The organism is Streptomyces sp. Tue6028 (assembly GCF_002300165.1).
GTDB lineage: Bacteria > Actinomycetota > Actinomycetes > Streptomycetales > Streptomycetaceae > Streptomyces > Streptomyces siamensis.
Window position 1 is genome coordinate 252,895 of the sequence record NZ_MLCE01000026.1, and the last position, 14,074, is coordinate 266,968.

The 14,074-nt window shown below is 69.3% G+C and carries 12 protein-coding genes; all 12 read left to right on the forward strand.

Features of this window, described 5'->3' with window-relative positions; all coding sequences use genetic code 11:
• The first annotated feature begins 64 nt into the window (after nucleotides 1-64).
• The 12 genes from rho to atpB all read left to right on the forward strand — a co-directional run bounded on the left by rho (nucleotide 65) and on the right by atpB (nucleotide 14,021).
• Nucleotides 65-2,050 carry a transcription termination factor Rho gene (gene rho / locus BKI49_RS25855; protein WP_095936666.1) on the forward strand — a complete coding sequence of 662 codons (1,986 nt, stop codon included), beginning with the start codon at nucleotides 65-67 and terminating at the stop codon, nucleotides 2,048-2,050.
• Between the two features lie 254 nt (nucleotides 2,051-2,304).
• Nucleotides 2,305-4,011 carry a trypsin-like serine protease gene (locus BKI49_RS25860; protein ID WP_257004961.1) on the forward strand — a complete coding sequence of 569 codons (1,707 nt, stop codon included), beginning with the start codon at nucleotides 2,305-2,307 and terminating at the stop codon, nucleotides 4,009-4,011.
• A 213-nt stretch (nucleotides 4,012-4,224) separates the two neighbouring features.
• Nucleotides 4,225-5,361: an LCP family protein gene (locus BKI49_RS25865; protein ID WP_095936667.1), complete on the forward strand. Its 1,137-nt coding sequence runs from the start codon at nucleotides 4,225-4,227 to the stop codon at nucleotides 5,359-5,361.
• A gap of 279 nt (nucleotides 5,362-5,640) precedes the next feature.
• A complete protein-coding gene (gene rpmE, locus BKI49_RS25870; RefSeq protein ID WP_028804216.1) occupies nucleotides 5,641-5,862 on the forward strand; it encodes a 50S ribosomal protein L31 in 222 nt (73 codons plus the stop codon).
• A 173-nt stretch (nucleotides 5,863-6,035) separates the two neighbouring features.
• Nucleotides 6,036-7,112, forward strand: coding sequence for a peptide chain release factor 1 (gene prfA, locus BKI49_RS25875; RefSeq protein WP_095936668.1), 1,077 nt, complete (start codon nucleotides 6,036-6,038; stop codon nucleotides 7,110-7,112).
• A gap of 52 nt (nucleotides 7,113-7,164) precedes the next feature.
• Entirely contained in the window at nucleotides 7,165-8,010 is an 846-nt protein-coding gene (gene prmC / locus BKI49_RS25880; protein ID WP_095936669.1) for a peptide chain release factor N(5)-glutamine methyltransferase, read from the forward strand.
• Nucleotides 8,011-8,063: 53 nt separating this feature from the next.
• Entirely contained in the window at nucleotides 8,064-8,711 is a 648-nt protein-coding gene (locus BKI49_RS25885; RefSeq protein ID WP_095936670.1) for an L-threonylcarbamoyladenylate synthase, read from the forward strand.
• A 52-nt stretch (nucleotides 8,712-8,763) separates the two neighbouring features.
• Nucleotides 8,764-9,411: an arsenate reductase/protein-tyrosine-phosphatase family protein gene (locus tag BKI49_RS25890; protein WP_095936671.1), complete on the forward strand. Its 648-nt coding sequence runs from the start codon at nucleotides 8,764-8,766 to the stop codon at nucleotides 9,409-9,411.
• Nucleotides 9,412-9,516: 105 nt separating this feature from the next.
• On the forward strand, nucleotides 9,517-10,755 hold the full coding sequence (glyA, locus tag BKI49_RS25895) for a serine hydroxymethyltransferase (RefSeq protein ID WP_095936672.1): 1,239 nt from the start codon (nucleotides 9,517-9,519) through the stop codon (nucleotides 10,753-10,755).
• Nucleotides 10,756-10,884: 129 nt separating this feature from the next.
• On the forward strand, nucleotides 10,885-12,243 hold the full coding sequence (locus BKI49_RS25900; RefSeq protein ID WP_095936673.1) for an MraY family glycosyltransferase: 1,359 nt from the start codon (nucleotides 10,885-10,887) through the stop codon (nucleotides 12,241-12,243).
• A gap of 293 nt (nucleotides 12,244-12,536) precedes the next feature.
• Entirely contained in the window at nucleotides 12,537-12,974 is a 438-nt protein-coding gene (locus BKI49_RS25905) for a Cg1360 family ATP-synthase-associated protein (protein ID WP_095936674.1), read from the forward strand.
• 210 nt (nucleotides 12,975-13,184) lie between these two features.
• Nucleotides 13,185-14,021 (forward strand): F0F1 ATP synthase subunit A, encoded by an 837-nt coding sequence (gene atpB / locus BKI49_RS25910; protein WP_179332583.1) that lies wholly within the window; start codon nucleotides 13,185-13,187, stop codon nucleotides 14,019-14,021.
• Nucleotides 14,022-14,074: the final 53 nt, after the last annotated feature.

Consider the following 14,074-nt stretch of genomic DNA (forward strand, 5'->3'; position numbering starts at 1 on the left):
GTCGGACAGCACAACCGGTCGCCGAGCCAGACAGGCCGACGTCCGCTCCAGGGAAGGACCCTTCGTGAGCGACACCACCGATCTGATGGGCGCACGTGTCGAGGAGACCGCTGCCGCGCCCGCCACGGACGCCTCCGCGCCTGCCACCGGTGCCGGCTCCCGGCGGCGCCGCGGTACCGGCCTCGAGGGCATGGTGCTGGCCGAGCTGCAGCAGGTCGCATCCGGCCTCGGCATCAGGGGCACCGCGCGCATGCGCAAGAGCCAGCTGATCGAGGTCATCAAGGAGGCGCAGGCCGGGGGTGCTCCGGCCGCCAAGGCCGAGGCCGCCACCGAGACCAAGCCGAAGCGCCGGACCACCTCGAAGGCTCGTACCGGCGAGGACGCCGCCGCTCCGGCCGAGAAGAAGGCCGAGAAGCCCGCCGCCGAGAAGGCCGTGGCTCAGCAGCAGATCGAGATTCCCGGCCAGCCCGCCAGCGAGGACGCCCCCGTGGAGCGCCGTCGTCGCCGTGCCACCGCCGAGGCCGGCAGCCCCGAGACGGTCGCCGCCGAGGCGAAGGGCGAGCCGAAGGCCGAGGCGAAGGCCGAGACGCAGGGCGAGGCCAAGACCGACACCGAGGGCACCGACGGCCGTCAGGGACGTCGCGACCGTCGCGACCGCGACCGGGGCGGCCGTGACCGCCGCGGCAAGGGCGACGAGCAGCAGGGCGGTGGGCAGCAGCGTCCGGACCGTCAGCAGCAGGGCGGTGGCGGTGGCCGCCAGGACCGCCAGCAGCAGCGTGACAACGGACCGCGGGTCGACGAGGACGACGACTTCGAGGGCGGCCGCCGTGGCCGGCGCGGGCGCTACCGCGACCGTCGTGGCCGTCGTGGCCGTGACGAGATCGCCGAGCCGCAGCTCGCCGAGGACGACGTCCTGATCCCCGTCGCGGGCATCCTCGACATCCTCGACAACTACGCCTTCATCCGTACGTCGGGCTACCTGCCGGGTCCCAACGACGTGTACGTCTCCCTCGCCCAGGTCCGCAAGAACGGTCTGCGCAAGGGCGATCACGTCACCGGCGCGGTCCGTCAGCCCAAGGAGGGCGAGCGCCGCGAGAAGTTCAACGCGCTCGTGCGCCTCGACTCCGTCAACGGCATGGCGCCCGAACACGGCCGCGGCCGCCCGGAGTTCACCAAGCTGACGCCGCTGTACCCGCAGGACCGGCTCCGTCTGGAGACCGACCCGGGCGTGCTGACCACCCGCATCATCGACCTCGTCGCGCCGATCGGTAAGGGCCAGCGCGGTCTGATCGTGGCCCCGCCGAAGACCGGCAAGACCATGATCATGCAGGCGATCGCCAACGCGATCACGCACAACAACCCCGAGTGCCACCTGATGGTCGTCCTGGTCGACGAGCGTCCGGAAGAGGTCACCGACATGCAGCGGTCGGTGAAGGGCGAGGTCATCTCCTCGACCTTCGACCGTCCGGCCGAGGACCACACCACGGTCGCGGAGCTCGCCATCGAGCGCGCCAAGCGCCTGGTGGAGCTGGGCCATGACGTCGTCGTGCTGCTCGACTCGATCACGCGTCTGGGCCGTGCGTACAACCTCGCCGCCCCGGCCTCCGGCCGCATCCTGTCCGGTGGTGTCGACTCGACGGCCCTCTACCCGCCGAAGCGCTTCTTCGGTGCCGCGCGCAACATCGAGGACGGCGGCTCGCTGACCATCCTCGCGACCGCGCTCGTCGACACCGGGTCCCGCATGGACGAGGTGATCTTCGAGGAGTTCAAGGGCACCGGCAACGCCGAGCTCAAGCTCGACCGGAAGCTCGCCGACAAGCGCATCTTCCCGGCGGTGGACGTCGACGCGTCCGGCACCCGTAAGGAAGAGATCCTGCTCGGCAGCGACGAGCTCGCCATCACCTGGAAGCTGCGCCGCGTGCTGCACGCGCTCGACCAGCAGCAGGCGATCGAGCTGCTGCTCGACAAGATGAAGCAGACGAAGTCGAACGCCGAGTTCCTGCTCCAGATCCAGAAGACGACGCCGATGCCGGGCAACGGCAACGACTGAGTCCGTAGGACAAGCAAGACAAGGGCCGCCCCCGTCACGCAGGTGACGGGGGCGGCCCTTTGCGCTGCCCGGGGCAGGTGTACGATCTCGCTTCTTTCAGCATTCACTGAATTCCAGCATTGAATTCACCTGTCTCAGGGGGGACTTGAGTGGATACATCCATATCCGGCCGTGGTCGTCACAGACGTCGGATACGCATCGCCGTGCCCGTCGCGGCGGCAGGCCTGGCGGCAGCGGTCGCCGGCGCGCTCCTGATGTCGTCCGCGAACGCCGCCACGGCGCTGCCCACGCCGACCGTCAAGCCCAGCACGTCCTCGCCCTCCCTGAGCGAGCTGACGAAGCGGGTCGCGGGAGCCGTGGCGGGCGACGACACCGCGGGTGAGACGACCAAGAAGTCGTCGCTGAGCGCGAGCACGGACAGCGCGAGCGTCGACCCGAAGATCATCGGTGGCAGCCAGACCACCATCACCACCGCCCCGTGGATGGCGCAGCTCTGGTACTACGACGACAAGGGCACCACGAGCGAGAGCGACGACCTCGGCTTCTTCTGCGGCGGCTCCGTCGTGTCGCCGACGAAGATCCTCACCGCCGCGCACTGCGTCAAGGGCTACGACTGGCACGCCAACGGCGCCGTCGTGACGGGCACCGCGCAGCTGCCGACCACCGACTCCTCGGGCAACACCAATCTGCACGGCGGCACCGTCTCGGGCGTCTGGCGGCAGTGGAACCACCCCTCGTACAGCTCGACGACCATCGACAACGACATCGCGGTCATCACGCTGGCGAGCCCTGTCACGGCCAAGCCGATCCGCATGACGACGTCCGGTGACACCACCTCGTACGCGTCCGGCACCAAGGCGACGCTGTACGGCTGGGGCCGTACCAGCTCCACCAGCGAGGACATCTCCGAGACGCTGAAGACGGCCACGCTGCCCATCAAGTCCGACACCACCTGCGCCGGCTACTACGGCAGCGACTTCGTCAAGGGCCACATGGTCTGCGCGGGCGACGCGGCGACCGGCAGCGACACCGGGACCACCACGGCGTGCAACGGCGACTCCGGCGGCCCGCTGATCGTCGGCGGCCGTATCGTCGGCGTCGTCTCCTGGGGTGTGAAGGACTGTGTCGAGAAGGGCGCGTACAGCGTCTTCTCCAAGGTGAGCACGTACGTGGGCGCGGCCTGGCCGCGGGTGGAGGACACCAACCTCAGCGGCGACCACAAGGCCGACCTGTGGGTGCGCAACTCCTCGACGAAGACCGGGTACGAGAAGGACTCCAAGGGCACCTCGTTCGCCGCCCGTCAGACGTGGGGGGACTGGAACGGCGTCAACGTCGTGCTCCAGACCGACCTGAACCGTGACGGCTACCAGGACCTCGTCTACCGCGACAGCAGCAACGGCAACGTCTACTGGGCGCACTACGTCCAGGCGAGCGGTAACTGGTCCACCGACAAGATCTTCAGCAGCTGGGGCACCCGCACCCGGATCATCGCCCCCGGCGACATCACCGGCGACGGCCTGCCCGACATGCTCTCCGTCGACTCCGCCGGAGCGATGTGGGAGTACCCGGGCAAGGGCAACGGCACCTTCTCGGCGCGTATCCAGGTCCGCACCGGCTGGAACCAGTACAACTCCATCCGCGGGCACGGCGACTTCACCGGCGACGGAAAGGCCGACCTGATCGCGCGCAGCAAGACCGGCTCGTACGTCTACCTCTACAAGGGCACGGGCAAGACCGGCAGCGAGGCCTTCTCCAGCCGCATCAAGGTGCGCACCTGGAGCGGCTACAACGCCTTCGACGCCCCCGGAGACGTGACCGGCGACGGCAAGGCCGACTTCCTGGCCCGCACGCCCGGCGGCACGCTCTACCTGTACCCGGGCACCGGCAAGGCGACCACGGAGATCTTCGCCACAAGAATCTCGGTCGGCACCGATTTCAAGCAGTACGACATCTTCGGCTGAAATCGCAGGTGAACGCGGGTTCGCCCGCTTTCGCCGGTGACGCAATGTGCCCATCGCGCCACGCGGTGGGCACATCGCGTTGTGCAACCCTTTCCCGGGTTTCCCCGTCTGACCGTACGGAGTGACCATGGAGCGGTACCCGTAGTCACGACCTGATGGGCTTGGCCCTGAAAGCAGGGGGTAACCGACCGCAGACACAGGACTGAGGAGCACATGCCTGCCGAGAGCACGCCGGAACCCGGCATACCGGGGGACCCCGGCACCAGCGCCCCGCGTCAGCGCGGGAAGGGCCGACGCCGCAAGACGCGCAGCGCGCGGCGCAAGGCCCTCCTGATCACGGCCTGGACGGCCGCGGGTGTGGTCGTGCTGGGGGGTACCGGCGCGGGAATCCTGTACTTCAAGCTCAACGGCAACCTCAAGAACGTCGACATCAACGGCGCCCTCGGCACGGACCGGCCGACGAAGGTCGACAACGGCTCGGAGAACATCCTCGTCCTGGGTTCCGACACGCGCTCCGGCAGCAACAAGAAACTCGGCGGCGGCGCCGACGACGGCAGCGCCCGGTCCGACACGGCGATGGTCGTGCACGTGTACAAGGGCCACAAGAAGGCGAGCGTCGTCTCCATACCCCGCGACACCCTCGTCGAGCGGCCCTCCTGCACCGACCCCGAGGGCGCCACCCACGACGCGGCCTCCGGCGTGATGTTCAATTCGGCCTACTCGACCGGCGGCGCCGCCTGCGCGGTCAAGACCGTCGAGTCCATGACCGGCATCCGCATGGACCACTACCTCGAGGTCGACTTCAGCGGCTTCCAGAAGCTCATCGACGACCTGGGCGGGGTGGACATCACCACCACCAAGGACATCTCCGACCCGGACAGCCACCTGCATCTGAAGGCCGGACCGCACACGCTCGACGGCGAGCAGGCACTCGGCCTGGTCCGCACCCGGCACGGCGTCGGCGACGGCTCCGACCTCGGCCGCATCCAGCTCCAGCAGGCCTTCATCAAGGCCCTGGTGCAGCAGGTCAAGGACGTCGGTGTGCTGAGCAGCCCGAAGAAGCTGTACGACCTCGCCGACACCGCGACCAAGACCGTCACCACCGACTCCGAGATCGGTTCGGTCGCCGAGCTCGCGTCCTTCGCCGACGGCCTCAAGGGCATCAACTCGTCCCGCATGACCATGGTGACGATGCCGGTCCAGTACGACGCCGCGGACGCCAACCGCGTCCTCGTCGACAAGGCCAAGTCGAAGCTGGTGTGGGACGCCCTGAAGAACGACCGGGCGATCCCCGCGGCGGCCACCAAGGGCACCGCCACGGGCACCGCCAAGGGCGTCGTCACCTCCTGAGGCGCCCGCCCGGGGCCCATCGGGCTCCCGGGGCGCACGCCGGGGCGCGTGAAAGCGCGCCGGGAACAGCCCGAGGAAGGTCCGGGAACAGCCCGGGGAAGGCCCGTGAGCGGTCCGGGGAAGGCGCGGGAGCGGTCTCGGGGCGGGCCGGGAATAGATCCTCCACCACCCCGGTTTTGGGGGATGCGCCCAGTCCTGGCAGACTGGTACGTCGGCTCCGGTTCACGCTCCCGCATCCCGCGGCGGCGACCCGGCGCCCTCCCGAATCTAGGAGACACCTTGAAGCGCGACATCCACCCCGAGTACGTCGAGACGCAGGTCAGCTGCACCTGTGGCGCGTCGTTCACCACGCGTAGCACGATCGAGTCCGGCACCATCCGTGCCGAGGTCTGCTCCGAGTGCCACCCGTTCTACACGGGCAAGCAGAAGATCCTCGACACCGGTGGCCGCGTGGCCCGCTTCGAGGCCCGCTTCGGCAAGGCTGCCGCTGCCAAGAAGTAGCGAGCCCACAGCGCCGGTCTCCGGTGTCCCCTGCACGGGGGCGCCGGGACCGGCGCTTTGCGGTGCAGCCCCCTCCCCCGAGCTCGCGCACACGCCCGAGCAGGGGGGACCCCCATGCCGTACCTACGTCCCGAGCCCATGATGGAGCTGGGGACAGTCCATTGGAGCCGGAGATGTTCGAGGCGGTCGAGGAACTCATCGGCGAGCACGCCGACCTGGAGAAGAAGCTCGCTGACCCGTCGGTCCACGCCGACCAGGCCAACGCGCGCAAGCTCAACAAGCGCTACGCCGAGCTGACCCCGATCGTCGCGACGTACCGCTCCTGGAAGCAGGCCGGGGACGACATCGGGACGGCGAAGGAGCTCGCCGCCGACGACCCCGACTTCGCCGCCGAGGTCAAGGACCTGGAGAAGCAGCGCGAGGAGCTCACCGAGAAGCTGCGCCTGCTGCTGGTCCCGCGCGACCCCAGCGACGACAAGGACGTGATCCTGGAGATCAAGGCGGGCGCGGGCGGCGACGAGTCCGCCCTGTTCGCCGGCGACCTGCTGCGCATGTACCTGCGGTACGCCGAGCGCGTCGGCTGGAAGACCGAGATCATCGACTCCACCGAGTCGGAGCTCGGCGGCTACAAGGACGTCCAGGTCGCCGTGAAGACCAAGGGCGGCCAGGGCGCCACCGAACCCGGCCAGGGCGTGTGGGCCCGTCTGAAGTACGAGGGCGGGGTGCACCGCGTGCAGCGGGTGCCGTCGACCGAGTCGCAGGGCCGCATCCACACCTCCGCCGCGGGCGTGCTGGTCACGCCGGAGGCCGAGGAGGTCGACGTCGAGATCCACGCGAACGATCTGCGGATCGACGTGTACCGCTCGTCGGGTCCCGGCGGCCAGTCCGTCAACACGACCGACTCGGCGGTGCGCATCACGCACATTCCCACCGGAGTCGTCGCTTCCTGCCAGAACGAGAAGAGCCAGCTGCAGAACAAGGAGCAGGCGATGCGTATCCTGCGCTCCAGGCTCCTCGCGGCGGCGCAGGAGGAAGCGGAGCGGGAGGCCGCGGACGCCCGCCGCAGCCAGGTCCGTACCGTCGACCGCTCCGAGAAGATCCGTACGTACAACTTCCCGGAGAATCGCATCTCGGACCACCGGGTCGGCTTCAAGGCGTACAACTTGGACCAGGTCCTCGACGGCGAACTCGACTCGGTGATCCAGGCCTGCGTCGACGCGGACTCGGCGGCCAAGCTCGCCGCCGCGTAACAGCGGCGGCTACACCCAGCACACGACAACAGCTCAGCCCCGGAGGACCAGCGTGAACCTGCTGCTCGCGGAAGTGGCCCAGGCCACCCAGCGGCTGGCCGACGCCGGCGTGCCCTCGCCGCGCAACGACGCGGAGGAGCTCGCCGCCTTCGTGCACGGCGTCAAGCGGGGCGAGCTGCACACCGTCAAGGACGCGGACTTCGACGCCCGTTACTGGGAGGTGACCGCGCGCCGTGAGGCCCGCGAGCCGCTCCAGCACATCACCGGGCGGGCCTACTTCCGCTACCTGGAACTCCAGGTCGGGCCCGGAGTGTTCGTGCCCCGGCCGGAGACCGAGTCGGTGGTGGGCTGGGCCATAGACGCCGTCCGCGCGATGGACGTCGTCGAACCCCTGATCGTGGACCTGTGCACCGGTTCGGGCGCCATCGCGCTCGCCCTGGCGCAGGAGGTGCCGCGCTCCCGCGTGCACGCCGTGGAGCTGTCCGAGGACGCCCTGCGGTGGACGCGCAAGAACGTCGAGGGGTCCAGGGTCGACCTGCGCCAGGGAGACGCCCTGGAGGCCTTCCCGGACCTCGACGGCCAAGTGGACCTGGTGGTCTCCAATCCGCCGTACATCCCGCTGACGGAGTGGGAGTACGTCGCTCCGGAGGCCCGGGACTACGATCCCGAACTCGCCCTGTTCTCCGGCGAGGACGGACTCGACCTCATCCGCGGCATCGAGCGCACCGCGCACCGGCTGCTGCGCCCCGGCGGCGTCGTCGTCATCGAGCACGCCGACACCCAGGGCGGACAGGTGCCGTGGATCTTCACCGAGGAGCGGGGCTGGGCCGACGCGGCCGACCACCCGGACCTCAACAACCGGCCGCGGTTCGCGACCGCCCGCAAGGCGATGCCGTGAGCACGCGCATCACGTTCCCCAGCCAGCAGTACGTGTACGAGGAGGCCCGCTAAATGGCACGGCGATACGACACCAACGACGCGACCGACCGCACCACCGGTCTGCGTGAGGCAGCGTCCGCCGTCCGCCGTGGCGAGCTGGTGGTCCTCCCGACCGACACCGTGTACGGCGTGGGCGCCGACGCGTTCTCCTCGGAGGCCGTCGCCGACCTCCTGGAGGCCAAGGGCCGGGGCCGCAACATGCCCACCCCCGTCCTCATCGGCTCCCCGAACACCCTGCACGGCCTCGTCACGGACTTCTCCGAGATGGCCTGGGAGCTCGTCGACGCCTTCTGGCCGGGCGCCCTGACGCTCGTCACCAAGCACCAGCCGTCCCTCCAGTGGGACCTCGGTGACACCCGTGGCACCGTCGCCGTGCGCATGCCGCTGCACCCGGTCGCCATCGAACTGCTCAGCGAGGTCGGCCCGATGGCCGTGTCGTCCGCGAACCTCACCGGCCACCCGGCGCCGGAGGACTGCGACGCCGCGCAGGAGATGCTCGGCGACTCCATCTCGGTCTACCTGGACGGCGGCCCCACCCCGGGCAACGTGCCCTCCTCGATCGTCGACGTGACCGGCAAGGTGCCCGTGCTGCTGCGTGCGGGCGCACTGTCGGCGGACGAGCTCCGGAAGGTCGTACCCGACCTCGAGGTGGCGAATTGACAGCCCCTGACACCTCCCGGCCCGCGGCTCCGCTCGACCAGGGGGCACCCCCATGCGTGGCATAGGCGAGGGGATCACGGAGGCCGGCGGGCTCGCCGGCGGGTCCTTCCGCATCCTCCACGTCAGCACCGGCAACGTGTGCCGTTCGCCGATCACCGAGCGGCTGACCCGGCATGCCCTGGCGGACCGGCTCGGCGACCCCCTGTGGGGCGGCCTGATCGTGGAGAGCGCCGGCACCTGGGGCCACGAGGGCGCGCCCATGGAGGCCAACGCCGAGACGGTCCTCGCCGACTTCGGCGCGGACGCCTCCGGCTTCGTCGGCCGGGAACTCCTCGACGAACACGTCATCCGCGCCGACCTGGTCCTGACCGCCACCCGTGACCACCGGGCCCAGGTCATCTCGATGGGCCACTCCGCGGGCCTGCGCACCTTCACCCTGAAGGAGTTCACCCGCCTCGTACGGGCGATAGACCCGGCGACGCTTCCGCCGCTGGACGACGGTGTCGTCGAACGCGCCCGCGCCCTCGTGCGGGCCGCCGCCGCGCTGCGCGGATGGCTGCTGGCCCCGACCGCCGAGGCGGACGAGGTGTACGACCCCTACGGGGCGCCGCTGCCCTTCTTCCGGTCGATCGGGGACGAGATCAACGAGGCGCTGGACCCCGTGGTGACCGCGCTGACGGGTGTGCCGGCCCGGGCCTAGGCGCAACGACCGCGCGCGGTGCGAATGGTGGTGATACCGGGCGCCCCACCGGCCCCGGTTCTACATTGGGACGTAGCGTCCCCCCGCCGAGGTCCGGAGTCCACCATGCCGGTCACACAAACGCTCGAAGCGGATGTCCTGCGCCGCCAGGACCCCGAGCTCGCCGAGATCATCCTCGGGGAGCTCGACCGGCAGTCCACCACGCTCCAGCTGATCGCGGCCGAGAACTTCACCTCGCCCGCCGTGCTGGCCGCGCTCGGCTCGCCGCTCGCCAACAAGTACGCCGAGGGCTACCCCGGCGCCCGACATCACGGCGGGTGCGAGATCGTCGACGTCGCGGAGCGTCTCGCCGTGGACCGCGCCAAGGCGCTCTTCGGGTCCGCCCACGCCAACGTGCAGTCCCACTCGGGGTCTTCGGCGGTCCTCGCCGCGTACGCCGCGCTGCTGCGGCCCGGTGACACCGTGCTCGCCCTGGGACTGCCCTTCGGTGGTCACCTCACCCACGGTTCGCCCGCGAACTTCTCCGGCCGCTGGTTCGACTTCGTCGGATACGGCGTCGAGGCCGACAGCGGGCTCATCGACTACGCGCAGGTGCGCACGCTCGCCAGGACGCACCGGCCCAAGGCCCTGGTGTGCGGATCGATCGCCTACCCGCGCCACATCGACTACGCCGTCTTCCGCGAGATCGCCGACGAGGTGGGCGCCTATCTCATCGCCGACGCAGCACATCCCATCGGGCTCGTGGCCGGGGGAGCCGCACCCAACCCGGTGCCGTACGCCGATGTCGTGTGCGCGACGACGCACAAGGTGCTGCGCGGTCCCCGAGGCGGCATGATCCTGTGCGGGGCGGAGCTGGCCGAGCGGGTCGACCGGGCGGTCTTCCCGTTCACGCAGGGCGGTGCGCAGATGCACACCATCGCCGCCAAGGCCGTCGCGTTCGGCGAGGCGGCGACCCCGGCCTTCACCGCCTACGCCCACCAGGTGGTCGCCAACGCGAGAGTGCTCGCGGAGCGGCTGGCGGCGCAGGGCCTGCACATCACCACCGGCGGTACCGACACCCATCTGCTGGCCGCGGACCCGGCGCCGCTCGGCCTCGACGGACGCACCGCGCGCGCACGCCTGGCCGCGGCGGGCATGGTCCTCGACACGTGTGCGCTTCCCCACGGTGACGCGCGCGGTCTGCGGCTGGGCACCGCCGCCCTGACCACGCAGGGCATGGGCGAGGCGGAGATGGTGTGGATCGCGGACCTGTTCGCCGGGGTGCTGCGCGAGGACGTCGACGCCAGGACCGCGCGTGAAGATGTGCGGGAGCTCACCGGCAGATTTCCGCCCTATCCGGACTGAGCGGGGGTACTCGCACACTCGTGCACAGCCACTCGTGCAACCATCGTCGCTACCCGGAAGTCCCCAACCATATGCGTGCATCGCTAGGGTGTGGGGCTGAGATGGCCAGCGAGACCTGTGGGGAAGCCCGTGCGTGAATACCTGCTGACGCTCTGCATCACGGCCGCGGTGACGTACCTGCTGACAGGACCGGTACGGAAATTCGCGATCGTGGCCGGAGCCATGCCGGAGATCCGTGCGCGCGACGTGCACCGGGAACCCACTCCGCGCCTCGGCGGGATCGCGATGTTCTTCGGGCTGTGCGCGGGACTGCTGGTCGCCGACCACCTGAGGAACCTGAACGCGGTCTTCTCGAACTCCAACGAGCCGCGGGCACTGCTGTCCGGTGCCGCGCTGATCTGGCTCATCGGCGTCCTCGACGACAAGTTCGAGATCGACGCGCTGATCAAGCTGGGTGGTCAGATGATCGCCGCGGGCGTGATGGTCGTGCAGGGTCTGACGATCCTGTGGCTGCCCATCCCCGGTGTCGGCCTGGTGGCGCTCACCCAGTGGCAGGGCACGCTGCTGACCGTGGCCCTCGTCGTGATCACGATCAACGCCGTGAACTTCGTGGACGGCCTCGACGGCCTCGCAGCCGGCATGGTGTGCATCGCCTCCGCCGCGTTCTTCCTGTACGCGTACCGCATCTGGTACAGCTACGGCATCGAGGCCGCGGCCCCGGCGACGCTCTTCGCGGCCATCCTCATGGGCATGTGCCTCGGCTTCCTGCCGCACAACATGCATCCCGCGCGGATCTTCATGGGCGACTCCGGCTCGATGCTCATCGGGCTCGTGCTGGCGGCCGGCGCCATCTCCATCACCGGGCAGATCGACCCCGACGCGATGAACCTGTTCTCCGGTTCGGAGCGCAACACCGTGCACCAGACGGTGCCCGTCTACATCCCGCTGCTGCTCCCGCTGACGATCATCGCGGTGCCGGCCGCCGACCTGGTGCTGGCGATCGTGCGGCGTACCTGGCGCGGCCAGTCCCCGTTCGCCGCCGACCGCGGGCACCTGCACCACCGTCTCCTCGAGGTCGGGCACTCGCACAGCCGCGCGGTCCTGATCATGTACTTCTGGTCCGCGCTGATCGCCTTCGGCGCCCTCGCCTTCTCGGTCAACTCGGCGTCCATGTGGATCGTCCTCGGCATCGCCGCGCTCAGCGCGGTCGGCCTCGTCCTGCTCCTGCTGCCGCGCTTCACCCCGCGCACCCCGCAGTGGGCCGAGCGCCTCGTGCCGCCGCGCTACCGGCGCCGCAGGGCGGCCTCCTCGGCCGCCGCGGAGGCGGGGCAGGAGGTCACGCACGGGACGGCGGAGGCCGAGGAGCCGGACGAGGCGCGCGAGCACCGTGCGCCGGTCGTGGCGGGCGTCTCGGGAGTCAACGGAGCGACGGCCATCGGCCCCCGTTCGCGCTTCCTGGATGGGCGCAATGCCGGGTCGTCGCGCTGACGCGAAGGTAAGAATCTGACTAACGCGTGACCAAGTCGTGGGGGTGCAAAGCACCCCAATAACAGACAAGTCCACGCTGTTCTTGCACAGACGCGCAGGTTCACTCTCATGTGTGACAGCGAGCACACCAACCAGGTAAAGACCTCATCAAATAGTTTGTGATACGGTTCACGAGAACCCGGGATAGAGCCGAAGGACCGTAGTGCGACGGTTCCTTGGCGTGAGGTTCTCTCTCAGCCCGGGACTACGCTCGTCCATGACGACACGCCCCCCTTACAAGCGGAGTTGCCGCCATGCCGTCCAATGACGCCCGGATCCTCCTACAGGCCGCTGTGCCCACAGCTGCCGTCGGCGCTGTTGCCGCCGTCGTCAGTGGTGTGGTCGCCGGCGGCAAGGGAGCGATCGGGGCCGTCGTCGCGACGCTTGTCGTGATCCTCTTCATGGGGCTCGGGCTCTACGTCCTGCAGCGCACCGCCAAATCGCTTCCGCACCTGTTCCAGGCGATGGGTCTGCTGCTCTACACGGCGCAGATCCTGCTGCTGTTCGTCTTCGTCGCCGCGTTCAAGAACACGTCGCTGTTCAACCCCAAGGCCTTCGCGCTCACCCTGGTCGCCACCACGCTCGTGTGGATCGGCGCACAGGCGCGTGCCCACATGAAGGCCAAGATCCTTTACGTCGAACCCGACTCCTCGAAGGGCGACAAGCCCGAAAAGTCGGGGCACTCGTCGTGAGGGGTAGGGCCGGGATAAGTGCGCGTAAGAGATCCTGCTATCGTCCGGTGCCAACTGCGGCATCGCGGGCGCGGGCATCTGAGCTGACGCCTGCTCAATCGCGAGGCTTGATGCCCCACAGCCGCCCCCACATCCGTAACACCAGTCCAGTGCCGAACCGCGGCTGCGCGCCGCGCCGACACAACGAGGTTGCCGTACCTATGCGCCACGCTGAAGGAGCCCGCGGTGAGTGCTGACCCGACGCAGGTGCTCGCCTTCGAGACCGACTGCCACATCTTCGACGGCTGTGGCTTCCCGGCTCCCGGCCTGCACTCGTTCCTGTTCGAGCCCCTCTGGGGCGACGGCGACAGCAACGTGTACTTCAACAAGACGATGCTGCTGGCGCTGCTCGGCTCGATCATCGTTATCGGCTTCTTCTGGGCCGCCTTCCGCAAGCCGAAGGTCGTCCCGGGCAAGCTGCAGATGGTCGCCGAGGCGGGCTACGACTTCATCCGCCGCGGCGTCGTCTACGAGACGATCGGCAAGAAGGAAGGCGAGAAGTACGTTCCGCTGATCGTCTCGCTGTTCTTCTTCATCTGGATGATGAACCTCTGGTCGATCATTCCGGTCGCCCAGTTCCCGGTCACCGCGATCATCGCGTACCCCGCCGTTCTGGCACTGATCGTCTACGTCCTGTGGGTCTCGCTGACCTTCAAGCGGCACGGCTTCGTCGGTGCGCTCAAGAACTTCACCGGCTACGACAAGTCGCTCGGCCCGGTCCTCCCGCTGGCCATGTTCATCGAGTTCCTCTCGAACCTGATCGTCCGGCCGTTCACGCACGCCGTGCGACTGTTCGCGAACATGTTCGCGGGTCACACGCTGCTGCTGCTGTTCACGATCGCCAGCTGGTACCTGCTCAACGGCATCGGCATCGCCTACGCGGGTGTCTCGTTCATCATGACGCTCGTCATGACGGCCTTCGAGCTGTTCATCCAGGCCCTGCAGGCGTACGTGTTCGTGCTGCTGACCTGCACCTTCATCCAGGGCGCGCTGGCCGAGCACCACTGAGCGCAGCCCCTCTCGACCCCGCACTCGTCCGGTGGCCAACCCCCACCGGTCCG